Source organism: Chitinophaga sp. 05T412 (genome assembly GCF_056396465.1).
Genome location: NZ_JBFTLN010000001.1, coordinates 786,885 through 812,558, shown reverse-complemented (window position 1 = coordinate 812,558; position 25,674 = coordinate 786,885). Strand labels below are relative to the sequence as shown.

24 protein-coding genes are annotated in these 25,674 nt (G+C 44.4%); 21 read left to right on the top strand and 3 right to left on the bottom strand.

The genetic code is table 11. From position 1 onward, the window contains the following. The 6 genes from AC1DFM_RS03115 (at position 1) to AC1DFM_RS03090 (ending at position 8,169) form a co-directional block, all read left to right on the top strand. On the top strand, positions 1-1,440 hold the full coding sequence (locus tag AC1DFM_RS03115; protein ID WP_477075263.1) for an alpha-L-fucosidase: 1,440 nt from the start codon (positions 1-3) through the stop codon (positions 1,438-1,440). A gap of 240 nt (positions 1,441-1,680) precedes the next feature. Next, positions 1,681-2,421 carry a response regulator transcription factor gene (locus AC1DFM_RS03110; RefSeq protein WP_477075262.1) on the top strand — a complete coding sequence of 247 codons (741 nt, stop codon included), beginning with the start codon at positions 1,681-1,683 and terminating at the stop codon, positions 2,419-2,421. A gap of 149 nt (positions 2,422-2,570) precedes the next feature. Next, on the top strand, positions 2,571-4,817 hold the full coding sequence (locus tag AC1DFM_RS03105) for a RelA/SpoT family protein (protein ID WP_477075261.1): 2,247 nt from the start codon (positions 2,571-2,573) through the stop codon (positions 4,815-4,817). A 216-nt stretch (positions 4,818-5,033) separates the two neighbouring features. Beyond that, entirely contained in the window at positions 5,034-6,305 is a 1,272-nt protein-coding gene (locus AC1DFM_RS03100) for an adenylosuccinate synthase (protein ID WP_477075260.1), read from the top strand. A gap of 93 nt (positions 6,306-6,398) precedes the next feature. Then, positions 6,399-6,851: a hypothetical protein gene (locus AC1DFM_RS03095; protein ID WP_477075259.1), complete on the top strand. Its 453-nt coding sequence runs from the start codon at positions 6,399-6,401 to the stop codon at positions 6,849-6,851. Positions 6,852-6,924: 73 nt separating this feature from the next. Then, complete coding sequence (locus AC1DFM_RS03090; protein WP_477075258.1) at positions 6,925-8,169, top strand: anthranilate synthase component I family protein; 1,245 nt, start codon at positions 6,925-6,927, stop codon at positions 8,167-8,169. On the opposite strand, the gene AC1DFM_RS03085 is transcribed toward AC1DFM_RS03090, so the two are convergent. After that, on the bottom strand, positions 8,159-9,073 hold the full coding sequence (locus AC1DFM_RS03085) for a TIGR01777 family oxidoreductase (protein WP_477075257.1): 915 nt from the start codon (positions 9,071-9,073) through the stop codon (positions 8,159-8,161). The two genes, AC1DFM_RS03090 and AC1DFM_RS03085, sit on opposite strands and share 11 nt — an antisense overlap. 194 nt (positions 9,074-9,267) lie before the next feature. Here AC1DFM_RS03085 and AC1DFM_RS03080 point away from each other — a divergent pair, with 194 nt between their 5' ends. The 5 genes from AC1DFM_RS03080 (at position 9,268) to AC1DFM_RS03060 (ending at position 15,286) form a co-directional block, all read left to right on the top strand. Beyond that, a complete protein-coding gene (locus AC1DFM_RS03080; protein ID WP_477075256.1) occupies positions 9,268-10,788 on the top strand; it encodes a hypothetical protein in 1,521 nt (506 codons plus the stop codon). Between the two features lie 15 nt (positions 10,789-10,803). Next, complete coding sequence (locus AC1DFM_RS03075; protein WP_477075255.1) at positions 10,804-11,781, top strand: hypothetical protein; 978 nt, start codon at positions 10,804-10,806, stop codon at positions 11,779-11,781. 188 nt (positions 11,782-11,969) lie between these two features. Next, the gene (gene purQ / locus AC1DFM_RS03070; RefSeq protein ID WP_477075254.1) at positions 11,970-12,662 is read left to right on the top strand and encodes a phosphoribosylformylglycinamidine synthase subunit PurQ; all 693 of its coding nucleotides are present in this window, start codon (positions 11,970-11,972) and stop codon (positions 12,660-12,662) included. 36 nt (positions 12,663-12,698) lie between these two features. Then, positions 12,699-13,154, top strand: a complete 456-nt coding sequence (locus tag AC1DFM_RS03065) for a protein-disulfide reductase DsbD domain-containing protein (protein WP_477075253.1) — start codon at positions 12,699-12,701, stop codon at positions 13,152-13,154. 104 nt (positions 13,155-13,258) lie between these two features. Further along, positions 13,259-15,286, top strand: coding sequence for a protein-disulfide reductase DsbD family protein (locus AC1DFM_RS03060; RefSeq protein WP_477075252.1), 2,028 nt, complete (start codon positions 13,259-13,261; stop codon positions 15,284-15,286). Positions 15,287-15,355: 69 nt separating this feature from the next. On the opposite strand, the gene hisS is transcribed toward AC1DFM_RS03060, so the two are convergent. After that, complete coding sequence (hisS, locus tag AC1DFM_RS03055; protein WP_477075251.1) at positions 15,356-16,705, bottom strand: histidine--tRNA ligase; 1,350 nt, start codon at positions 16,703-16,705, stop codon at positions 15,356-15,358. A 21-nt stretch (positions 16,706-16,726) separates the two neighbouring features. Continuing rightward, positions 16,727-17,164: a low molecular weight protein-tyrosine-phosphatase gene (locus tag AC1DFM_RS03050; RefSeq protein ID WP_477075250.1), complete on the bottom strand. Its 438-nt coding sequence runs from the start codon at positions 17,162-17,164 to the stop codon at positions 16,727-16,729. A gap of 311 nt (positions 17,165-17,475) precedes the next feature. Between AC1DFM_RS03050 and AC1DFM_RS03045 the strand changes: the two genes are divergently transcribed. From AC1DFM_RS03045 to nuoF, 10 genes are all read left to right on the top strand, one after another. After that, positions 17,476-17,718, top strand: coding sequence for a hypothetical protein (locus tag AC1DFM_RS03045; protein ID WP_291922686.1), 243 nt, complete (start codon positions 17,476-17,478; stop codon positions 17,716-17,718). Between the two features lie 11 nt (positions 17,719-17,729). Beyond that, positions 17,730-18,641, top strand: coding sequence for a substrate-binding domain-containing protein (locus tag AC1DFM_RS03040; protein ID WP_477075249.1), 912 nt, complete (start codon positions 17,730-17,732; stop codon positions 18,639-18,641). Positions 18,642-18,677: 36 nt separating this feature from the next. Beyond that, positions 18,678-20,441, top strand: a complete 1,764-nt coding sequence (locus AC1DFM_RS03035) for a tetratricopeptide repeat protein (protein WP_477075248.1) — start codon at positions 18,678-18,680, stop codon at positions 20,439-20,441. 162 nt (positions 20,442-20,603) lie between these two features. Next, positions 20,604-20,999, top strand: a complete 396-nt coding sequence (locus AC1DFM_RS03030; RefSeq protein ID WP_291922692.1) for an NADH-quinone oxidoreductase subunit A — start codon at positions 20,604-20,606, stop codon at positions 20,997-20,999. A gap of 24 nt (positions 21,000-21,023) precedes the next feature. Beyond that, positions 21,024-21,587, top strand: coding sequence for an NADH-quinone oxidoreductase subunit B (locus tag AC1DFM_RS03025; RefSeq protein WP_477075247.1), 564 nt, complete (start codon positions 21,024-21,026; stop codon positions 21,585-21,587). Between the two features lie 43 nt (positions 21,588-21,630). Beyond that, the gene (locus tag AC1DFM_RS03020; protein ID WP_477075246.1) at positions 21,631-22,146 is read left to right on the top strand and encodes an NADH-quinone oxidoreductase subunit C; all 516 of its coding nucleotides are present in this window, start codon (positions 21,631-21,633) and stop codon (positions 22,144-22,146) included. Positions 22,147-22,158: 12 nt separating this feature from the next. Continuing rightward, a complete protein-coding gene (locus AC1DFM_RS03015) occupies positions 22,159-23,379 on the top strand; it encodes an NADH-quinone oxidoreductase subunit D (RefSeq protein ID WP_477075245.1) in 1,221 nt (406 codons plus the stop codon). 66 nt (positions 23,380-23,445) lie between these two features. Next, positions 23,446-23,949 carry an NADH-quinone oxidoreductase subunit NuoE family protein gene (locus AC1DFM_RS03010; protein WP_477075244.1) on the top strand — a complete coding sequence of 168 codons (504 nt, stop codon included), beginning with the start codon at positions 23,446-23,448 and terminating at the stop codon, positions 23,947-23,949. Positions 23,950-23,972: 23 nt separating this feature from the next. After that, positions 23,973-24,161, top strand: coding sequence for a hypothetical protein (locus tag AC1DFM_RS03005; RefSeq protein WP_291922702.1), 189 nt, complete (start codon positions 23,973-23,975; stop codon positions 24,159-24,161). A 66-nt stretch (positions 24,162-24,227) separates the two neighbouring features. Continuing rightward, positions 24,228-25,586, top strand: a complete 1,359-nt coding sequence (nuoF, locus tag AC1DFM_RS03000; RefSeq protein ID WP_477075243.1) for an NADH-quinone oxidoreductase subunit NuoF — start codon at positions 24,228-24,230, stop codon at positions 25,584-25,586. The last annotated feature ends 88 nt before the right edge of the window (positions 25,587-25,674 follow it).

Below are 25,674 nucleotides of genomic sequence, written 5' to 3'. Positions count from 1 at the left end.
ATGAAGAAATTCTGGATTGTATTAGGCTGTGCATGGATGGGCATCAGCGCCGTGAACGCACAGAGCGGAGAGCCGGCTTACGTACCTGAAACAGATCAGGCAGTTGTACAGAAACTGGACGAATGGCAGGACTGGAAATTTGGTATGCTCATGCACTGGGGACCTTATTCCCAATGGGGCGTAGTGGAATCATGGAGCATTTGCCCGGAAGATGAAGGCTGGACACAGCGCAAGCCAGCAGGCGTTCCCTATTACGACTACCTGAAAAAGTATGAAGCACTGGGGAAAACATTTAATCCGGTTCACTTCAATCCTGAAAAATGGGCAAAAGCCGCTAAGGATGCAGGTATGAAATACCTGGTGTTTACGACCAAGCATCATGATGGTTTCTGTATGTTTGATACCAAACAAACCGATTACAAGATTACCGCGGCAGATGGCGCTTTTAGCAAAAATCCACGTGCTAACCTCGCGAAAGAAGTATTCCAGGCATTCCGTGAGGAAGGCATTCACGCGGGCGCTTACTTCTCTAAACCCGACTGGCACACCAACTTCTACTGGTGGGATTATTTCCCTCCGCGCGATAGAAATCCGAATTATGATCTTAAAAAATATCCTGAGAGATGGGAGAAATTTAAGCAGTTTACTTACAACCAGATCGAAGAACTGATGACTGGTTATGGTAAGCTGGATATCCTCTGGCTGGATGGTGGCTGGGTTCGCCCGCTTAAACAACAAACCAAGGAATCACTTTCCTGGAATCAAACAGCTCCACAGGATCAGGATATTGATATGGGTAAAATCGCTAAGATGGCCCGTAGCCATCAGCCAGGATTGATTGTGGTAGACCGCAGTGTACATGGACCTTATGAGAACTACCGTACACCTGAGCAGGAAATTCCTGCTGCTCCATTGAGCTATCCCTGGGAAACCTGTATGACGATGGGTGGTTCCTGGTCTTATGTACCGGACGATAAATATAAATCGGTGAATACCCTGATCCACAATCTGGTGGACATTGTTGCCAAAGGCGGTAACTACCTGCTGAACGTAGGTCCTGGCCCTGATGGCGAATTACACGAAGCTGCTTATACCACCATGAAAGGTATTGGTGCCTGGATGCATGTGAATGGTGATGCTATTTATGGTACCCGTGCGGTGGCGCCTTATAAAGATGGTAAAGTATGTTTTACCCGTAAGAAAGATGGTAGTGTATATGCGATCTACCTGTTGGATGAAAATGAAGAATTACCAGCCGTTATTACCTTCAAAGGATTGAATCCTGCGAAAGGCGCCCGTTTGCAGATGTTAGGAACTACTAATAATCTGGTGTGGAAAACTACGGCCGCAGGTGTGGAGATAAAAGTGCCTGCATCCCTTCGTCAGAAAGGGTTTAAGCACGCTGTTGCTATAAAAATAGCAAATGTGGAAAAGATGTGAATTGATGTGAATTAGTGTTAATTAATAAAAAAAAGAGAGGATCGCTTACCCGCGGTCCTCTCTTTTTTGTTTTTATAAACGGAGCGTGACATTCATCCTGCTTTTCAGCGGACCGAAATACACGAAAACGCTTCCTGGCCGATAGCACTTTTTTAAAAAAGTGCCAGCCATAGAAAGTAGAATCCGTTTGTTTAAAACAAATGGGACGTTCACAACCGGATTATCACAAATGATAGCTTTATGAACAGAAACCCAAGAGTCTTACTTGTTGAAGATGATAAAGCCTTTGGAGGCATCGTAAAACAGCACCTGGAACACGCGGGCTACAATGTAGAACACTGTTACGACGGGATAGACGCCTGGAACCTTTATTCCCGTAACCGCTACGATATATGCCTGATAGACATCGTTATCCCCAAAATGAATGGGTTTGAGCTGGCAAAGGAAATCCGGAGCAGCACTATGCTGACACCCATTTTCTTCCTGTCGTCCGAAAGAGTACAGGATGAAGACCGGATTAACGGCTTTACCCTGGGGGGAGATGGATACATGATAAAACCCTTCAGCTTTGAAGAACTGGTGAAGCGAATCCGCGTCATGCTGAAGTGGACCCGTCCTAACCGGACAGAATTATTGATCGGGCATAATCTGGGCACATATACCTACCATTACCGGAAGCTGAAAATTTATGAAACGGAAAGCAAGCTGGTAAAGAGTAAGCTGTCGCCCATTGAAGCCAAAATGCTGCGCTATTTCCTGAGTCGCCCCAACATTATTGTGCAAAAAGATGAAGTGCTGCTGCGGGTTTGGGGAAAAGAGGATTTTTATGCCAGTCGCAGTATGGATGTATTTATTGGCCGCATCCGCAAGCAATTGAAGCTGGAGCCTCGCGTAGAACTGGAAACGGTATATAATGTAGGGCTGCGGCTGAATGTTCCCGAAACATTACTGCCAGTTAAAATATGTGTTCCATTTACGTGACCTGCGAGTCATATAGCTAACCTAAACGATCATTTCCTTCCTGCCCTTTCCTGGTGTAAAAGCCGGAAAGGGCAGGACATTTGTAGCCAACCCCGCTTTTTCACTTCCCGCGCTTCTTTCAGATTATATTAAATCGTAACTTTATTGTAATGGAAACAGTGGTAGTACAAAAATATAATTTAGACGAAGAGCAGGAAAAGAAAGAGATCGTTCGGCATTACCGTGCTTTATTGAGGGCATTAAAACCCCGTTTGAAAAAAGGCGATAGGGAGCTGGTACGTACTGCTTTTGAAATGGCAGCTGATGCACATAAGGAAATGCGGCGCAAATCCGGAGAACCCTATATCCTGCATCCACTGGCTGTAGCGCAGATTTGCGTGGAAGAAATCGGATTAGGTGTGCGTTCCGCCATCTGTGCCTTGTTGCACGATACCGTGGAAGATACCGAAGTAACCCTGGAAGATGTATCCCGTGAATTTGGTAATGAAATAGCACATATCGTAGATGGTCTGACCAAGATCTCTACCGTGATAGATTCCAGCACCAGTACAGCGCAGGCAGAAAATTTCAAGAAAATATTATTGACCCTGGCTGATGATCCCAGGGTAATTCTCATCAAGCTGGCCGACCGCTTACACAATATGCGTACGCTGGATAGCATGAGCCGGGAAAAACAATTGAAAATTGCTTCTGAAACCGTATTTATATACGCCCCGCTGGCTCACCGCCTCGGGCTATATAATATTAAGTCGGAAATGGAAGACCTGGCCATGAAGTATACCGAGCAGCAAACCTACCGGGAAATCGCTAAACGTTTGAAAGAAACCAAACGTGAGCGTACCCGCTACATTAATGAGTTTATCAAGCCTATTAAGGAGGTGCTGCAGGAGGAAGGGTTTCAGTTCGAAATATACGGACGTCCCAAATCCATACATTCTATCCACAATAAAATTAAAACCAAAGGCGTAGCCTTTGAAGAAGTATACGATCTTTTCGCTATCCGTATTATCCTCGATTCCGCACTGGACAAGGAAAAGGCGGATTGCTGGAAGGTATATTCCATCATCACCGATTTTTATCATCCCAGCCCGGAAAGAACCCGCGACTGGCTCAGTAACCCCAAATCCAATGGGTACGAGGCGTTGCACGTAACCGTGATGGGACCTAACGGTAAATGGGTAGAGGTACAGATCCGCTCCAAACGTATGAACGATTACGCGGAGAAAGGGGTGGCGGCTCACTGGCGATATAAAGAAGGTAGCGGCGGCTCTGCCCAGCAGGAGTCTAAGTTTGATCAGTGGTTTACCCAGATCCGGGAAATCCTCAACAACCCCGACTCCAATACCCTCGACTTCCTGGCCGATTTTAAGAGCAACCTCTTTACGGAGGAAATCTATGTATATACACCCAAAGGGGATCTGAAAATATTGCCGGTTAATTCCACCGCACTGGATTTTGCGTACTCTATCCACAGCGCGGTGGGCAATAAATGTATCGGCGCCAAAGTGAACTATAAGCTGGTGCCCCTGAGCCATAAACTGCGTAGTGGCGACCAGGTAGAAATTATTACTTCCAATAAGCAAAAGCCGTCGGAAGACTGGCTCAACTTTGTTTTAACGGCTAAAGCCAAATCCAAGATCAAGGATGCGCTGAAAGAAGAGAAGCGGAAGGTGGCGATGGACGGTAAAGCAGCGCTGGAACGGAAGTTATCTCACATGAATATTTCTGCCAGTCAGCATAATATCAATGAACTGGTACAATTTTATAAACAACCCTCCCCGCTGGACCTGTATTACCAGGTAGCGGTAAAGAATATCGATCTGAAGGAGCTGAAACAATTCAGCATACTGGGCGATAAACTGGAACCCCCAAAACCGGTGAAGCTGCCGGAACACGTACCAGAGGAGCATGTGAAACATCAGCTGCCATCCAAGAAAGACGCAGAACTGATTATTTTCGGGGAAAGCTCCGATAAAATAGCCTATAAACTGGCCAATTGCTGTCGCCCTATTCCGGGAGACGACGTATTTGGCTTTATTACTGCCAGCGAAGGCCTGAAAATACATCGTACCAACTGCCCCAACGCCGCACAGCTATTGGCTAACTACGGTCACAGGGTAGTGAAAACCAAATGGGTAAAGAACCGGGAAATCTCTTTCCTGACGGGTTTACGCATTATTGGAATGGACGATGTAGGTGTGATCCACAAAATCACCAATATCATTTCCGGTGAGTTGAAGATTAATATTTCGGCCCTCAGTATTGAGTCTAAAGAAGGCTTATTTGAGGGTTTGATTAAAGTGTATGTACATGACAAGGAGGAGTTGGATGAATTGGTAGAAAGGCTTAAAAAGCTGGAAGGAATTCAATCTATACAACGTCTGGAAGAATCCTGAGGAAGAAAATCACGAATTACAAATTACGAATTACGGATTTATGAGGAGATATACCCGAAGACCATTGGCTTTTATCTCACCGCAAATCCGTAATTCGTAATTTGCAATTCGTAATTCTTACGGATGCAATCGGTAATTTGTTTGTATTTGTTAATATTCGCCTTAATTTTGCGACTTCTTTTAAAGCAACAACCTCCGATAATTAATTAAATCATTATGGTAGACGTTTTGTTAGGCCTGCAATGGGGCGACGAAGGCAAGGGTAAAATTGTGGACTATTTTGCCGGCAGGTACGACGTGATTGCCCGTTTTCAGGGTGGCCCGAACGCTGGTCACACCTTGTATATAAACGGACAGAAAGTAGTACTGCGTACAATTCCCTCTGGTGTATTCCATGATAAGACCATCAACCTCATTGGTAATGGCGTGGTGCTGGATCCGGTAGCTTTCAAAAAAGAAAGTGAAGATATTTCAGTGCTGGGTGTGGATCTGACAAAAAATCTGTTTATAGCAGAAAAAACGCATATCATTGTGCCTACGCACCGTGCGTTGGATAAAGCCTCTGAAATGGCTAAAGGCCATGATAAAATTGGCTCTACTTTAAAAGGTATCGGCCCTGCTTACATGGATAAAACTGGTAGAAACGGTTTACGTGTAGGTGATGTTTTATCACCGGATTTTAAGAACTTGTATGAGAAGCTGAAGCAGAAACACCTGCAATTGCTGTCTCACTACGATATGAGTGAATTCACAGAAGATATTGCCAACTGGGAAGCTGAGTTTTTTGAAGCGATCCCTTTCCTGCAAAAAATGAATGTAGTAAGTGGTGAATATTTCCTGAACGAAAAGCTGAAAGCAGGTAAAAAAGTATTAGCAGAAGGTGCGCAGGGAAGCATGCTGGATGTTGACTTTGGTACCTATCCGTTTGTTACTTCTTCCAACACCATTTCTGCAGGTGTATGTACCGGTTTAGGTATTGCTCCTCAATGGATTAAAGAAGTAATTGGTGTTACCAAAGCATATTGCACCCGTGTTGGTAGCGGACCTTTCCCTACTGAATTGCATGATGCTACCGGCGAAAAACTGCGTAGCGCAGGGCATGAGTTTGGCGCTGTAACCGGCCGTCCCCGCCGTTGTGGCTGGATTGACCTGGTTGCACTGAACTATACCTGCATGCTGAGCGGAGTAACACAACTGGTAATGACGAAAAGTGATGTGCTCGATGAATTTGATGAAGTATTAGCTTGCACTGCGTACGAAATAGACGGTAAACAAACTAAGCAATTGCCTTACCAGATAAACGGTCTGGACATTACACCTGTCTGGGAGACATTTAAAGGATGGACTGATAAAACTTCTACCTGCAAGCAATTCAATGAGTTACCGGCAGAGATGAAAGCATTTGTTACAGCAGTTGATAGTTACCTGGGCGTTCCTGTGAAATACGTTTCCAACGGACCTGGACGCGACCAGATCCTTGAAAAGTAAAAGGAAAAAAGTAAGGAAAAAAAACGGCAAAAAAAATTTGGCGAATAAAAAAAACTATTAAAACTTTACGGCAAAGAAATAAGGCAACCTATTATGAAATCAAAATCTGATAAAGAGAAAGAGACCAAAAAAACTACTTCTCCTAAGACTGCAAAAGACGCTCCTAAAGCTGCGGCCAAGCCTAAGAAAGAGGTGGATGATGATGATGAGGAAGATGATGATGAAGATGCGAAACCTTCCAAATCTGCCTCAAAGAAATCAGATAAGCCCGCATCTAAATCCAAACGTAGCAAAGACGACGATGAGGATGATGATGACGCCGACGATGAGGGAGATGATGTTGATGATGCCTGGGAGAAAGGAGAAGATGATGACTACGATCCTGATTTTGAAGAATTTGACATGCCTAAGTCAAAAGGAAAACGCGGCCGCCCAAGCACCGGCAGCAAAAAATCCGATGATGACGATGATTTAGGTATCGATGATGAATTCAAAGACATGGACCTGTTCAACGATCGTTTTGACGATGACGATGATGATTTTTAAGCATTAAAAAGCGATTGTTATCAGGATATTTCACACCTTTCCGGTAGATAATCAGAAAATATTTAAGCAACAAATGTTGGATTGGGCGAACCAGTTCAACATTTGTTGTTTTTTAGATAATAATAATTACGATTCTCCCTGGCACCAATATGAGGCAATGCTCGCTGCAGATGCCTTACACACCCTCGAAGTAAACGCAGGCAATGCGTTCCCCGCTTTGCAGGCGTTTCATCATACCCATCAGGATTGGCTTTTTGGGCATCTGGCATATGATCTCAAAAATGAAACCGTACCCGGATTACAGTCGCAACACCACGATGGAATCGGCTTTCCGGATATGTGCTTTTTTGTGCCACGCGTCATCCTGCAGCTGCAAAAAAACGAAGTGCATATAGGCGGCGAAAATTTCACCGAACAGGATGCGCAAAATGTGTTGATGGCTTGTTTGCGTATGCCCGTTAACGTGGTTCCCGCTCCTACATCTCATTTACAACCACTGCGCAGCCGGTTGGATCACGAGCGCTATATTACTGCAGTGAAAGCACTGCAACAGCACATTCTTCACGGCGATTGCTATGAAGTCAACTTCTGCCGGGAGAATTACATGGAAGGAGTAACCCTTCACCCACCGGCATTATTTAAACAGCTGAATGCTTTATCACCCGCGCCATTTGGAGCGTATTACCGGCTGAACCACCGCTACATGGCCTGTTCCAGCCCGGAACGCTTCATACAAAAGAAAGGGAACACCGTGATTTCCCAGCCCATTAAAGGCACCAGCCGTAAAGACCCTGACCCGGCAAAAGACCAGCAATTGCAGGAGCAGCTGTTTAACAATGCAAAGGAACGCGCCGAAAATGTAATGGTGGTAGACCTGGTACGAAACGACTTATCTCATACTGCCTTACAGGGTACCGTGGCTGTAACGGAACTTTTTGGGATTTATTCTTTCGCACAGGTGCATCACATGATATCTACCGTAACTGCGCAATTACCGCCACAGCAGCCGTTTACAGAAGTATTGCGTACGGCTTTTCCCATGGGCTCCATGACGGGTGCACCTAAAATACGGGTGATGCAACTCATCGAGCAATATGAGGAAACCCGCCGTGGGCTTTATTCCGGCGCAGTAGGTTACATCACACCAAACGGTGATTTCGATTTTAATGTAGTGATTCGTAGTATGCTGTACAATGCAGCTAATCAATACCTATCCTTCCAAACCGGCTCGGCTATTACGTTTTACAGTGATCCGGAAAAGGAATGGGAAGAGGTATTGCTGAAAGCAGCAGCTATGGAAAAAACGATTACCGGCTGAATAACTGCTCCATCGCCTCGTCAATGGTAGGATAAGAAAACTGAAAACCAGTTTGTTGTATTTTGTTGGCAGAAGCTTTTACACTCTTCAACACTTCTACGCTCATTTCTCCGAAACCTAATTTCAACGCAAAAATAGGCACGTAAGTCGTCATGAAGCTGCCACCTTTGGCAATGCGGCCCATGCTGAGAATCAGTTCCCTGTTGGTCACCGGATTGGGGCTTACGGCATTGTATACGCCTTCCAGCTTATCATTCACAATAGCGTTGAAGTACAACCGTACAATATCGTGGATATGAATCCAGGGCATAAATTGTTCTCCGGAGCCCAGCACGGTGGCAAATCCAAACCGCAGCGGTTTATAAAATTCCTTTAAGGCGCCGCCTTCTCTGCTCAGTACAATGCCGGTACGGAAAATCACGAGCTTTTTATTCAGGGTGGTTACTTTGGAGATGCTTTCTTCCCAAACCCGGGTAGTGGTACCGAGGAAGTCGGTATAAGCGGGATCGGTTTCTATAAAAGCGTGGTCTTTATATTCGCCATAATAGCCGGTAGCGGACGCGCTGATTACCTTTTTTACCTTGTTGGGAATGGTTTGTAATGCGGTGAAAAGCAGCTCACTGCTTTTGGTGCGGCTATCAATAATTTCCTGTTTCCTGGCGGCGGTCCACCGTTTATCGGCTACGTTGGCTCCTGCCAGGTGTATGATATAGTCCGCCTCCTGGATGGCGGCTTTGTCTATCGTTTGTGCATCTACGTTCCAGTGCGCATACGTGACTGCTTTATTGCTGCCGTTTTCGGGCCGTCTGCTGAGAATCGTTACTTTGTAGCCGCGTTCCAGCAGCAGCTGGGTCAATGCCCTCCCTATAAGTCCTGTTCCACCGGTTATAATAACGCTCTCCATCAAGTATAGCTGCTTTTTTAAAATAATTTAATAAAAATACACAATAAATCGGGCCTTTTGGAATTTATGTAAAAGCAGGACTTACCCGCTTTAAATTGACAACTTAATTTCTGAATTTTAGTGTAAGTTTGAAAATGGTGCATGCAAATGTGCCATCTGCTTTATCATACAATACTTGAAACCTAATTTACCGCATGCATACGCTATACCGCCTACAGTTAGTATTGCTGCTGCTTTTTGCCGGCACGGCAGCAATGGCACAGAAAATTACTTATTCCGAACCGGAGAAGGATGATTATAAAAGCACGGAGTTTGAAATTATAGGCAAGGTAGCAGGCAATATCCTTGTGTATAAAACAGACCGGGGAGATTATGTGGTATCTGTGTATGATAACGAAATGCAGCTCAAAAACCGGGTGAAGATGGACTTCCTGCCCCGCAAGGTGGTAAGCATGGACTTTGTGGCCTACCCGAATAAAATATTGATGATTTATCAGTTCCAGCGTAAAGATGCGGTATACAGCTTTTGCGCCACGATGTCCCCTGATGCTACTTTCACCGATGCGCCCATTCTGATCGACTCTACCCGTATTGGCATGTATTCCAAGGAGAGTAAAGTATATTCTGTTGAAGTTTCGGAAGATAAGAACCGCATCATGGTGTATAAAATCAACCAGGACCGGGAAGACAACAATGTGTTTTATACCTTCCTGTACGACAGCGCCATGAGCCTGGTGAACAATAGCCGCCTATCGCTGCCTATGCAGAAAAGGCAATTCCTCAGCAACTTTAACCTGACTAACACCGGTGACTTTATCTTCAATAAACTGGAGCGTACTTCCAACCGGGATTATGTGGTGAATGGCAATATGGTCATTAAGCGGTCGCTGGTGGATAGTTTTGAAACATCGCCCATGACCTTTAAAGCGCAATTGCTGGATGAGGTTAAAATGAAACTTGATAACAATAAGCAAACCGCCCTGGTCACTGCTTTTTATTATAAACAGAAAAGAGGGAATGTAGATGGGCTGTATCTGTACAAGTACGACTACGGCAATTACAAAACACTTTATGAGAAATCAACCGTATTTCCGGAAGATCTCAAAGTAAATGCCCGCGGAGAGTCCAGTACCAATGCAGCGTTTAACGACTACTTTATCCGCAAAGTTATTAATACCGCCAATGGCGGATTTTTGCTGACAGCAGAATCTTTCTCTACCTCATCCCGCTATCAGCCGTGGAACCGGTGGAACTATATGTATGGCAGCCCTTATGGCGGTATGTATGCGCCTTATTATTATTCGCCCTATTCTTCTATGTACTACAATCCGTATTACTGGAACAATTCACAGGGCCTGCGTTATCATTATGACAACGTGGTAGTCATGTCTTTTGATGATGAGGGCAATATGCAGTGGAATAACTTCGTTCACAAGAGCCAATATGACGATAATGCAGATCTGTACCTGTCTTACCTGATGGTAAACGTAGGCAGTGAACTGCGTTTCCTGTATAATGAGCTGGACAGAAGAAGCTATATGTTAACAGACGTAAGTCTGGCGCCGGGAGGTAAGGTAAATCGTATGCCTACCTTACGTAACCTGGACAAGGGTTTTACCTGGATGCCCCGTTATGGAAAACAAATTACTGGTCGAACTGTAGTGATACCATGTATTTATAGGAATTATATTTGCTTTGCTAAAATTGAGTTTTAATCACACCTTTGTATTGTGATACGTTTTTTCCGTTCAGGCAATCCGCTTACGGTATTGCTGTTGCTGATATACACACTGCTGGTTAAATTTTATTATCTGATTCATCCGTCCACCTTTATGGCGGATGGATCGGAGGGGCTTTTGTATCACCTGTTGGTGAGGTGGATGCATGGCCTTGCGGGGGATAGTCCTCTGTTGTTTACATCGCTGGCGATACTGCTGTTGTTTCTGCAGTCGCTGCTGTTTACCCGCATTGTCAACCATCACCGGTTGTTTCCCCGGCCTACGTATTTGCCGGCCATGTGTTACCTGTTGTTTACTTCGATGCTGCACAGCTGGAACGTGTTTTCGCCGGCACTGCTGGTGAACCTGATTATGTTGTGGGTATTCTCCAGTATAACGGAGTTGTATACACGTACTTCCGCCAGGGATGTGGTGTTTAATATCGGTTTTGCGTTGGGTGTGTGTGGATTATTCTATTTTCCTTCTGTTATTTTCTGCTTTTTGCTGCTGGCGAGTATGCTGATTATGCGTGCTTTCAGGTTGGCGGAGTGGATTATTGCTTTGCTGGGATTAATTTGTCCGCTGTACCTGATGGGCACTTATCTGTTCCTCACCGGGCAAATGACGTTATTATGGAAGATCCCGAACATAGGGGCTTCGTTGCCAATGATCACGGATTATAAGGTTTGGGGCGCCATGGTGGCTTGTATACTCTTTTTTGTGATGGGATGGCTGTTATTACAGCGTCCATTGAAGAAGATGCTGATACAGGGCCGTAAGATATGGGCCGCATTAATCATATATGTGGTAGTAGCCATGCTGGTGCCATTCTTCAATGTACACTTTTCTGCTGCTTACTGGGTACTGGCGGTATTGCCGGTTTCTATGTTTGCGGGGAATGTATTCTGGTCGGTTACCAACGATACTTTTGCCAACATTATCCACTTCGTTACACTGGCATATGTAATTGTTATGCAATATTTCAGCTAATTTCTCCATTTTAAGGGGCTGATTACCAGTATTTTGTTAAATCAGGACAAACGGCAATGGAAAATTGCGAACGGCGAAGTAATTTTGTCCTTTCCCAGTAGCTTTGTCATTCGTGAAAAAGAGGATAAAATACCGGGGAAAAACGGATTTTAAAGCATTATTTACACATAAACACAAAACATTTTCAGATGAAATTTGGCGTTGTCACCTTTCCCGGTTCTAATTGTGATCATGATATGATTGATTCCCTGCGTAATGATCTGGGACAGGAAGTAATAGAACTGTGGCATAAGGATAAAGATTTGAGCGCATTCAGCACAGAAGATTGTATCATATTACCGGGTGGTTTTTCTTACGGTGACTACCTGCGTTGCGGCGCTATCGCGAGATTCAGCCCAATGATGCAGAGTGTGATCGAATTTGCCAATAAAGGTGGCCGTGTAATTGGTGTTTGTAATGGTTTCCAGGTATTATGTGAAGCAGGTTTATTGCCAGGCGTATTATTGCAGAATGAGCGTCAGCAGTTTATTTGCAAAAATGTATACATCAAAAGTGAAAACACCGGTGCTTCTCTGACTAAAGATGTAGCTGGCAGATCACTGATGATTCCTGTAGCGCATGGAGAAGGTCGTTACTATGCTGACGATGCCACCCTGGATGAGCTGTTTAAGAACAACCAGGTGATTTTCCGCTATTGCGATGAGTTTGGCAATATTATTGAATCCGCTAACCCTAACGGCGCCATCCGTAACATTGCGGGTATCTGTAACAAGAATAGAAATGTTTTTGGTATGATGCCGCACCCAGAAAGAGCTACCAGCCTGGCTTTGGGTAATACTGATGGTCAGCTGATATTACAGAGTTTGATCAATAACAATTAATAGATTAAATCAACCAACCAATTAAAAAAGAAAAGCATGAAAAAATTACTCACAGCACTGGTTTTGTTCGCCTTGCCCATTCTGGCAAGCGCTCAGATCGAGAATCCGGTAAAATGGAGCTTCACGGCTAAGAAAGTAAATGCAACTACCTACGAAGTACACGCTACTGCTACTATTGATGCCGGCTGGCACGTATATGCGCAGGAAGCAGGTGAAGGTCCGGTTCCTACCTCCTTCAAATTCACTAAAAATCCACTGGCTGCCGTAACTGGTAAAGTGGAAGAAGTAGGTAAACTGCACAAATCATTCGACAAGAACTTTAATTCTGAACTGAAATACTACGAGAATACCGTAAACTTCGTACAGAAAGTTACTGTAAAAGGTAAAGCGGCTACTAAAGTGAAAGGTTCGGTAGAATACATGGTGTGCGATGATCACCAGTGTTTGCCTCCTAAAGAAGTAGAATTTGCGGTGACTGTTGGAGGAAAATAATTTGTATCCGGTAACCGACAACAATATTCGAAGAACGAGTTCCTCACTATAGGAACTCGTTTCTTGTTTTCTCAAATCTGTATTATTTAAAGCCTATTGACTTTATGAAGCATCTGCTTTCATTTTTAATACCTGTCTTCGCCATTTTTGCGCTTCGCACAAATGCGCAAGACGCCAGCCCGAAGCCTGTTAAATGGCAGTTTTCTGCAGAAAAGAAAAGTGACCAGGAATATGTGCTGCACTTGAAGGGTACCATAGAAAAAGGCTGGTTGCTTTTTTCTACCACTATGGGAAATGATGATCCTAATACGAGAGTGGTGCTGGATAGTAGCCTGAAGGCAACTATTGCAGGTATCACTGAAACTGGTAAACTGGAAAATCGTAAAGAGCCTTTATTCGATAATCTTGAAATAAAATATTTTGAGAATGAAGTAGAACTGTTGGCAGATGTAAAACTGACAACACCTGCGGATAAAATAAAAGGAACCATTGCCTATATGGTGCTGAAAGGCGATAATGCAGTACCTGAAGAAGAAGCATTTAGCGTAGCTGTAGAAAAATCAGCGACTACTACTACTGCTACAACAGGTAATGCCGGTGCATCGCAAGGTGACGTTGCCGATGATGATGCGTCCAATAAATCCCTGTGGTGGATATTCATCGCCAGCTTTGGTGGTGGCTTCATTGCATTGATAACGCCTTGTGTGTTCTCCATGATTCCTATCACGGTGAGCTTTTTCACTAAACGTAGTGGCACCAGGGCGCAAGGTATCAAGAACGCATTTGTCTATTCTCTGTCTATCATCGTTATTTATACCCTGCTGGGCTTCCTGATCACCAAAATATTTGGTGCCAGCGCGCTCAATTCATTGGCCAGTAATGGAATTGCCAACATGATCTTCTTTGTGATTTTCCTGTTGTTTGCGTTTTCATTCCTCGGCGCATTTGAAATCAGCTTGCCTAGTTCATGGGCGAACGTATCTGATTCAAAGGCGGGTATGGGTAGTATGATAGGTATTTTCTTCATGGCACTCACCCTGGCGATTGTATCTTTCTCCTGTACAGGCCCTATCTTAGGAAACCTGCTGGTACTGGCTGCTAAAGGCGGTAATTCCGGTCCTTTGGTAGGTATGTTCGGTTTCTCACTGGCACTGGCAATTCCATTTTCCCTGTTTGCGCTGTTCCCCAGCCTGCTGAATAAAATCGGTAAGTCAGGTGGATGGCTGAATGCGGTGAAAGTAACATTGGGCTTTGTGGAGCTGGCATTGGCCCTGAAGTTCTTCTCTAACGTAGACATGGCTTACCACTGGAACCTGCTGGATCGCGAAATATTCCTGGCACTGTGGATCGCTATCTTTGGTCTGTTGACATTATACCTGATTGGTAAGCTGAAATTCAGCCACGACAGCGATGTTCCGTTCCTGACGGTAACAAGACTCTGCTTTGCCATCGTTACATTTACCTTTGTGATCTATATGATTCCTGGTATGTGGGGTGCGCCACTGAAAGGTATCAGCGGATTTTTGCCTCACGAAGGTTCACAGGATTTCAACCTGAATAAATCATTGGTAGATATACAGGCATCCCTGGAAAGTGGCGCGGGTAGTGGAAGTGGCACTCACACTGCGAATACCGTGAAACCTAAAAAGCTGGTGGATATCTTACATTCTGAAATCCCTGGTGTAGAAAATACTTTCTTTGATTACGAAGAGGCGCTGGCAGCAGCTAAAGCCGCCAACAAGCCGCTGATGCTGGATTTCACCGGACATACCTGTGTGAACTGTCGTAAGTTCGAAAAATCAGTATTATCGGCGCCGGCAGTAATGAAGATTCTGCGTAACGACTTTATCGTAGCTTCTTTGTATACTGATGAGAAAACCTCTCTTTCTGATGAGGAGAAGTATGTTTCTAAAACTACCGGTGAAAAAGTAAACAACGTAGGTCAGAAGAACCAGGATCTGGAAGTGAGCAAGTTTAATCGTAACTCGCAACCATACTACATTCCAGTAGATCTGGAAGGTAAACAGCTGGTAAATAAAGGATATGGTTATGATCCTAAAGAAGATGTAGACGCATTTGTGAAATACCTGGAAGATGCAAAAGCAGAATTTGCAAAACGTCAGGCTAAATAATAAATAGCTATAAAAGAAGAAGGCCATCAAGCATTATGCTTGATGGCCTTCTTCTTTTATAGCTATTTATCAGAATGAATAGTTCAGCAATGCTGCTCCGCTGATCTTGTCCTGCTGGCGATTCGTCAGGTTCTTCACACTCAGCATATTCTCCTGCAGTTCGGATTCTCCCAGGATAATTACATAAGGGATACCTCTTTTATCGGCATACTTCATTTGTTTATCCATTTTGGCATTTTCATGGAACAATTCGGCGGCAATACCTTTTTGCCGTAATTGCATCATATAGCCAAAAGCTGCGCGGGCGCTGTCTTCTCCGAGGTTCAGGAACAATACTTTGGTAGATTGTTGTGCCGTTTCAGGGAATAGTTGCAATTCTTCCAGTACATCATAAATACGGTCTACGCCGAAGGATATACCCACACCGGAAATGCCCTCCAAACCGAAGGTACCTGTGAGATTATCATATCGGCCACCACCGCCAATGCTGCCCATTTTCACGGTAGCAGGCGCTTTTACTTCTACAATCAATCCTGTATAGTAATTAAGACCACGTGCCAGTGTGAGGTCTAATATAGGGGTAGTGTTAAAAGTGGTATAGCCGGAATGCAGTACGAAGTCAAGTTCTTCGATACCTTTTTTACCGGTTTCCGAAGCCGCAAACAGTGTACGGAGTTGAGCCAGCACGGATTGATTATCGCCTTTAATTCCCAGGAAATTTTCAATAATGGTAATATCTTCTTCTGTTAATCCACGTTCACGCAGTTCCCCTTTTACGCCATCCATTCCAATTTTATCCAGTTTATCTATGGAGATGGTAATGTCGGTGAGCATTTCTGTTTTTCCAACCAGTTCGGCCAGGGCAGCGAGTATCTTGCGGTTATTAATGCGCAGCTCATATCCCTGCAGCCCTAATTTGGTGAACACGGAATCATAGATGAGCAGTAATTCCACTTCATTGAGGAGTGAATTACTTCCCACTACATCAGCATCACATTGATAAAATTCGCGGTAACGGCCTTTGGCAGGACGATCGCCTCTCCAAACGGGTTGCATTTGATAGCGTTTGAAAGGGAGGGCCAGTTCATGTTGGTTCATCACCACATATCTCGCAAAAGGAATGGTAAGGTCGTATCTTAATGCTTTCTCTGTTAACAGGGAAGCCAGTTCACGGCTGTCTTTCGCTTGTTGCGCCTGTTCATAGATTTCCCCGTTGTTCAGGATTTTAAAGATCAGTTTATCGCCTTCTTCTCCATATTTTCCCATCAGTGTCGACAAATTCTCCATGGCAGGGGTTTCCAGTGGCTGGAAGCCGAATACTTCGAAGGTATCTCTGATGGTTTGGAAGATATAGTTACGTTTTCTTACTACCACCGGGCCGAAATCGCGGGTGCCTTTAGGAATACCGGGTTTTATCATCTCAAAAAATTATTAAAAGTTTTATTGTTGCTGGTCTGCAATCTGTTCGCAGGCCTCATAAATCATTTTATATACGGGGGCAAACAGGGCGTCGTCGAACCAGGGATCTGGTACTTCCTGTTGCTCCGGCAGCAGGAAATGGACTTTTGCTTTGTCTGCTTCGTTGCGTGCTTTGCGGGTGACATCATTATAATTGCTCCGGTCCATTACATAGATGCGATCAAAAGTATCGAAATCTGTGGGCTGGAAATGTCTGCCACGGAGGCCGGAGATATCTACACCATTTTTCCGGGCAATGGTCACTGATCTGCGATCAGGGGCATCGCCTACGTGCCAGTTGCCGGTGCCGGCGGAGTCAATTTCCCAATCCAGTTGCCTCGCCTCGGCGAGGTGCCTCATAATCCCTTCTGCCAGTGGTGAACGGCAGATATTACCAAGGCAAACCATCAATATTTTCATGCGGATCAATAATTGAATATCTGGCCGCAAACCTACAAGATATTATGGAAATGTGCATTGATTTGCATCTTTATCATGAAAACAGGCGTAAAAGAGAGAATTTTAGTGTTATAGAGGATAAAAGGCTGCAAATTGTAAAATGCAGGAAATGATGATATTTTAAATCGAAATATTACAACATGTTGAAAAAATGCCTCAAATTGCGGCCGGATAAGCAATAGAATGCGGTTTTGTTGCAGTTTTTTAACATTCTTCTAAAATTCTCTTTACCCGATTAAAAAATTATTTTTTGTATAATTGTAATTCGCAACATGGAAACACACGAAGAACAAACAAGCAGAAGACAGGAAAGCAGGTATCGGCCAATGGGTGAGCTGATCAGAGGGTTGTTTTTTATACTCTTTGGTTTGTTCGCAATTTTTGCAGAAAAACTGGGACTGGCACAGTTCCGTATATCTCCTACTACAATGAGTATTGCGGGAGCAGTGTTAATGATCTACGGCCTCTTTAGGGTTTACAACGGAGTGAGAAAACTTTTTATTAACAGGAACTAAAGAGGTGTGATATGTTTTTCAGTTTTAGAAAGATGAATGCTGTATATTTAGCGGCAATTACTTTGATGGCGGCCTGTGGCCCCAATCCAAATGCGAAAAAATTAGATACAGCTACAGAAGGAACCATCCGCATTAGTGTGGATGAAACATATAAACCGCTGATCGATTCTGAAATAAAGGTTTTTGAATCGCTGTATCCCAAAGCACACATCATTCCTACTTATAAGCCGGAGACGGAGTGCTTTAAAGATCTTTTAAATGATAGTGCGCGACTGGTGATCGTTACCCGCGATTTTAATCAACAGGAGTTGGATTATTTCAAGCAGTTGAAATATAAGCCTACCAGCCTTTTATTGGCCTGGGATGCGCTGGCCCTGGTGGTGAATAAAGAAAATCCTGACTCTATATTAAATATGGAACAGGTACGCGGAATTATGAACGGCACCAATAATGAAAGAAAATGGCAACTGGTGTTTGATAATGCCAACTCAAGCACCGTGCGATATATTCTGGACTCCATCAACATGGGTAAGCCTTTGCCGACCAATACCATGGCTGCCAAAACCAACCCGGAAGTGGTGGATTATGTGTCCAAAAATAAAGACGCAATAGGCGTGATAGGGGTGAGCTGGATTTCTGATCCTGCAGACTCCACAGCGATGGCTTTTACAAGAAAAGTATCGGTAGTGAGGCTTAGGGCAGACAATGGTTCGGATTTTGTTAAGCCATACCAAGCTTATATTGGTATTGGTACCTATCCATTAAAGCGCGGCTTCTTCTTTTGCCTGAATGAGCCTTATCATGGGCTTGGCAACGGATTTGCAACCTTTCTCGGCAGTTATGAAGGACAACTGGTAATAAAACAGTTTCGCTTATTCCCGGCCAGATTGAATGTAGTATTCAGAGAAGCCAATCTGAAGTAGAAAAAAAACACAACTAAAACTAAAAAACCAGATTGCATGAACAAACGGAAAAGTTTAATCGTAGCACTGCTTTGCGCTGCCTCCAGTGGTGCGATGGCCCAATCTGTGGAAGATGGATTGAAAGACCTGTATTATGGTAAGTATCTGTCTGCCAAGCAGAATTTTGAGAAAGTGATTGCCGCAAAGCCTACGGAGGACAAAGCTTATTATTACCTCGGTATAGCACAACTCGGACAAGAAGATGTAGCAGGTGCTGCAGCTACTTTCCAGAAAGGGTTACAGTCAGTACCTACTTCTGCTTTATTACAGGTAGGTATGGGCCGTATTGATCTGCTGAAAGGCGACGCTGCTGCTGCTAAAACTAAATTTGAAGCTGCCAGCGCTGCTACACAAGGTCGTGATGGAGATGTGGCCCGCGCTATCGCTGACGCCAACACAGAAGTGAAAGGTGGTGATCGTCCTTACGCACTCACCATTATGGAAAAGCTGCTGAACAACGAAGGACGCAAGAAAAAAGAACAATACACTGCTACCGCAGCTGACTATATTGAACTGGGAGATGCTTACCGCTTCCTGGGTGGTGAAAATGGTGGTAAAGCCATCACTACCTACGAAAAAGCACTGGAAGTTGATCCTAACAATGCAGAAGCCGTAATGAAAGAAGGTTTGGTGAACTACAATGCAAGGCTGAAAGCCGAAGCAGTAGCTGATTACACCAAAGCTACCAACATGGACCCTAAATATGGTCCTGCTTTCTACGAGCTGTTTAACTTCTACATCACGCCTAAAAAGGATCAGTTATCCTGGGAAAATGCTGCTAAATACCTGGAGCAATACATGGCGGTAGCAGATCCGGCTGATAAAACTAAAAACGAATACTTGTCTGCTTACATCTCTTTCTTCAAGAAAGACTACGATGCAGCGATCACCAAGGGTAAAGCTACCCTGCCAGGTGCAGACGCTTTCTACCAGAATAAGCTGAACCTGCTGATTGGTGACGCTTACCTGCAGAAAGGTGACTCCCTGAACGCTAAACAGGTAATGGATGAATACGTTTCTAAAGTTGGTGACTCCAAACTGGATTCCAACGACTATAAGTTGTTGAGCACCATCTACATGAAGCTGAAATCCAGCGATGCTGCGACTCAGACCGACTACACCAACAAAGGATTGGCTTACCTGGAAAAATATGCAGGATCTATCACTGCAAAAGATCCGGAAACATTTACCCAGATTGCAGAACAGCTGAAAACAGCTAAAAACTACACTGCTGCTGCTGAATGGTATGAAAAAGCCAACGAATTATCTGTGGCTAACAAAGTACAGCTGCAGGCTATCGATTACTTTAACGTAGGTCTTAACTACTTCTACGGCGCCGTAGCGGTAAATCCATATGACACTACCCTGCTGAATAAAGCAGATATGGCATTCCAGAAAGTAATTGAAGTAAAACCAGACCTGGGTACCGGTTACTACTGGAGAGGATATACCAACAATGCAAAAGATCAGCAGGCGCAGGCAGGTATCGCTAAGCCATACTATGACAAATACATAGAAATGTCTGAAAGCGACCCAGCTAAGAATAAAACTACGCTGATCAAAGCTTACAGCTATGAAATGCTGTATTACTACTATAAAGAAGATAAAGCCAATCTGAAGATCTATGCAGATAAATTGCTGGGATTAGATCCGAACAACGATACGGCTAAACAAATCATGGATAACATGGCTGCCCGTGAAAAAGCGGCTAACAAGCCAGCGGCTAAACCTGCTGCAAAGTCAGGTCAGAACAAGAAATAAGTCGTAAATACGATAAAATAACTAAAAACCTCCTGTACCCACAGGAGGTTTTTTAGTTTCCGGTTGGTGAAAAAAGATAATATTTTAACGGCTAATAGATTTGATATTTGGTCAACTTACAGTATTTTTGCGCATTCGGACAATGTTTTTATCGGGAAGCTTATGTATACAGACACTGTATTTTTGTCAGCAACGACTACTCCTTTTAGCTATTTCCCTATAGTATTGCAATTAGTTGCAGCTTTAGGTTTCGTAGGGATCACGATGTTAGCTACTCACTTTTTAGGTCCCAAACGCAAAACCAGCGATAAGCTTATTAACTTTGAGAGTGGTATCGAGCAAAAGGGAAATGCCCGTCAGCCGATGGCCATCAAATACTTTCTTACCGCTATTCTTTTCGTGTTATTTGATGTGGAAGTAATCTTTTTCTATCCGTATGCTGTTAATTTCAAAGCGCTGGGATGGGAAGGATTTATGGCAGTGTTGATGTTTGTGGGCTTCTTTTTGTGTGGATTTATCTACATTACGAAGAAGGGCGCTCTGAAGTGGGAAGACTAATTTTAAAACGCTAAACTTAATCCAATGGCTCGTCCGGTTCAATATAATAACAAGGTGAAAATGGTGGAAATCCCTGAGGGATATTCCGGTGAAGGATTTTATGCCACATCATTTGACAAAGTAATAGGCCTGGCGCGTAAGAACTCCATCTGGCCTTTACCTTTTGCCACTTCCTGCTGTGGTATTGAATTCATGGCTACAATGGCAGCTACCTATGATATGGCCCGCTTTGGAGCGGAACGTATGGCGTTTACGCCCCGTCAGTGCGATTTGCTGATGGTGATGGGTACTATTTCCAAAAAAATGGGCCCTATTGTACGCCAGGTGTACCTGCAAATGGCTGAACCACGCTGGGTAATGGCGGTAGGTGCCTGCGCCAGCAGCGGTGGTATCTTTGATACCTATTCTGTATTACAGGGTATTGATCAGGTGATTCCGGTAGATGTATATGTGCCGGGATGCCCTCCAAGACCAGAAGGCATTATCGATGGTTTCATGAAAATACAGGACCTCGTAGGTAATGAAAGTCTTCGCCGCCGCAACTCCGACAGATATAAGGAGCTGATGGAATCATATGGCATCATGTAAGGAGGAGAATGGTTAATTGTAAATCGTAAATTTCAAATTGTTAATGTCTTTAACAAACGAACGCATACAGCAACGCCTGACGGAAAAGTTTGGAGATGTGCTTACCGGCTTTGAAGAGCCGTTTGGGCTGCTTACCCTCACCGCACAGAAAGATTATAACCTGAAAGTAATGCAATTCCTGTTTGATGATGAGGAGTTGCGTTTTCGTTTTTTAACGGATATCACTGCAGTGCATTATCCCGATAAAAAAAATGAAGAACTGGCAGTCGTATATCATCTTCATAACCTGCAGGACAACATCAGGCTTCGTCTGAAAGTATTTGCACCAGTAGCCCAGCCAGATGTTTTCACCGCAACTAAACTGTACGAATCTGCCAACTGGATGGAGCGCGAAACATATGATTTCTTCGGAATCAACTTTGTTGGGCATCCTAACCTGATACGCGTACTGAATGTGGATGAAATGACCTATTTCCCTATGAGAAAGGAATTTCCGCTGGAAGACTCCATGCGTATTGATAAAGATGATGAGATGTTTGGAAGGGGAGGAACTATTTAATACAACCAGGTTATGTTAGATCAGAAACAACATATAAAATTGCCGGAAGGCTCAATCGAAAAAGATACGACCACGCTTAACCTGGGTCCTACTCACCCGGCTACACACGGCGTATTTCAGAACATTCTGGAAATCGATGGCGAACGTATTGTAAGCGCTGTTTCTACCGTAGGGTATATCCACCGTGCTTTCGAAAAAATCGCAGAACGTCGTCCTTACTACCAGATTACACCACTTACCGATCGTCTGAACTATTGCTCTGCCCCTATTAATAATATGGGCTGGTTGCTGACCGTAGAAAAACTCCTGGGTATTGAAACACCTAAAAGAGTAGATTATCTGCGTGTTATCATCATGGAGCTGGCACGTATTGCAGATCACCTGATCTGTAGCTCCGTAATGGGAGTAGATACCGGCGCATTAACCGGTTTCGTATACGTGATGACCTACCGGGAACTGATATACGAAATTTATGAAGAAATATGCGGCTCCCGTCTTACGACCAACATCGGTCGTATCGGTGGTTTTGAAAGAAATTTCACGCCTGCCGCATTTGCCAAAATAGAACGCTTCCTCGCTGAATATCCTGCCGTATTGAAAGAATTTGAAACCCTGCTTACCCGCAACCGTATTTTTATGGAGCGTACCCAGGGTGTAGGCGGTATCAGCGCAGAAAGAGCCCTCAGCTACGGCTTCACCGGTCCTAACCTGCGTGCAGCAGGCGTGGATTACGATGTACGCGTAGCTAATCCTTACTGCTCTTACCAGGATTTTGACTTCTCCGTTCCGGTAGGTACTACCGGCGATAGCTACGACCGCTTCCTGGTACGTAACGCAGAAATGTGGGAAAGTCTCAGCATTATCCGTCAGGCGATGGATAAGCTGAAAACATTGCCTGACAATGTTTATCACGCAGATGTTCCTGCTTACTACCTGCCTGCTAAAGAGGATGTATATACGAAAATGGAAGCACTCATCTATCACTTTAAAATAGTGATGGGTGAAACAGATATATTACCAGGTGAAGTGTACAACGCTGTAGAAGGTGCGAATGGTGAACTTGGATTTTACCTGATCAGCGATGGTGGCCGTAGTCCTTACAGACTGCATTTCCGCCGTCCCTGCTTCATTTACTACCAGGCATATGCTGAACTGGTACAGGGTGGCATGTTGAGTGATGCGATCGTTTGTATGAGTAGCCTGAACCTGATTGCAGGTGAGCTGGATGCGTAGTAGCCAATTGCGGTGACAACACGAATCTGCTAAAGAATATTTTGAAGATTAAAGCTGATTAAAAAAATGGCTGTGGTTCAATTTTCGGAAGAGAAACTGAATAAAGTAAAAGAAATCATTGCACGCTACCCGCAAGGGAAGCAGAAAAGTGCATTGCTACCAGTGCTGCACCTGGCTCAGGAAGCATTTGGTGGATGGTTAAGTGCAGAAACAATGGACTACGTGGCAACGTTACTGCAACTTGAACCAATTGAAGTATACGAGGTAGCAACTTTCTATAGCATGTACAACCTGAAACCAGTAGGTACTTACCTTTTTGAGGTATGCCAAACAGGTCCATGCATGGTAAGCGGCTCTGATCAGATCATTGATTATATTAAAACAAAACTGGGAATCGGTGTAGGCGAAACTACGGCAGACGGGTTATTTACCCTGAAAACGGTAGAGTGCCTTGGTGCCTGTGGATATGCGCCCATGATGCAATTGGGTAAACATTACCGCGAACACCTCACACCAGCCAAGGTTGATGAAATCATTGCAGAATGCAGGGCTAAAGCAAACGCAAACTGATGCATCCGAAAAACAACACATTCATGCGTTTAAAGGAAATGTATCAGCGCCACAAACTGCAATTCGTTGAAGCACTATTGCTGATGGGGTTACTCACAGCATTATGGCGGATCGACAACTGGTTTGTTTCCTTTATTTGTGGTGTCAGCGCCGGCCTGCTGTTTTACAGACTGGCAGACCGCATTTCGCAACACGGCATACGTAAGGCATAAAAGATATACACAAAAATCTGTTGATGGGGCCGGGAATACCGGAACCATTACACCATAAGGAAGACAATGGGACGCAAATTACTGTTAGATAAAGCACATATTGAAGGCATCCGGTATTATGACACCTACCGGGCCAATGGCGGTTATGCGGCAGCTGAAAAAGCGCTGAAAACGATGGGACCGGAAGGCGTACTGGAAGAAGTGAAAAAGAGCGGCCTGAGAGGTCGTGGTGGTGCAGGGTTTCCTACCGGCATGAAGTGGAGTTTCATCGCCAAACCAGAAGGTGTTCCCCGTTACCTCGTTTGTAACGCGGATGAATCAGAGCCCGGTACTTTTAAAGACCGCTACCTGATGGAGTTTATCCCTCACCTCCTCATCGAAGGACTCCTGATCTCCAGCTTTACCCTCGGTGCTAACAGTTGCTATATCTATATCCGCGGTGAATACGCCTGGATTCCGGATATCCTGGAACAGGCCATTGCAGAAGCTAAAAACAAAGGCTGGCTGGGTAAAAACATCCTGGGTACCGGCTTTGACCTGGAAATATATGTACAACGCGGTGCAGGTGCTTATATCTGTGGTGAGGAAACGGCCCTGATTGAGTCGCTGGAAGGTAAGCGCGGTAATCCACGTATTAAGCCTCCATTCCCGGCGGTGAAAGGATTGTGGCAATCTCCTACTGTAGTAAACAACGTAGAAACACTCGCAGCCGTAGTACCTATCATCAACATCGGCGGTGATGAATATATTAAATACGGCACCGGCAAATCTACCGGTACCAAACTGATTTCTGCCTGCGGTAATATCAACAAGCCCGGTGTATATGAAATTGAAATGAATATCTCTGTAGAAGAATTTATCTATTCTGATGAATACTGCGGTGGTATCAAAAATAATAAACGTCTGAAAGCCTGTATCCCCGGTGGATCTTCTGTTCCGGTGTTACCGGCTAACCTGTTGCTGAAAACAGCGAAAGGGGAGACGCGTATGATGACTTACGAAAGCCTGGCAGATGGCGGATTTGCTACCGGTTCCATGTTGGGATCAGGTGGTTTTATTGTGATGGATGAAGACCAGTGTATTGTACGTAACACCCTCACTTTTGCCCGCTTCTATCATCACGAAAGCTGTGGCCAGTGTAGCCCTTGCCGTGAAGGTACCGGCTGGATGAAGAAAGTGTTGCACAATATCGAATACGGTAAAGGCAAGATGAGTGATATCGATTTGTTGTGGGATATTCAACGCAAAATTGAAGGAAATACAATCTGCCCACTTGGTGATGCAGCAGCATGGCCGGTAGCAGCAGCGATCCGTCACTTCCGCGATGAATTCGAATGGCATGTGGCTAATCCACAGGAATCACAGACCCGTAATTTCGGGTTGGCGCATTATGCAGATCCATTACCAGCACCAGCTGCTGTATAGTAACGGGTCGGCAAACCAATGAATAGTAAATAAGTTACAAAATCATAAACTTTGCTTCGTGGCTGCCCGGCAGCTTGCAGGCAAAAAC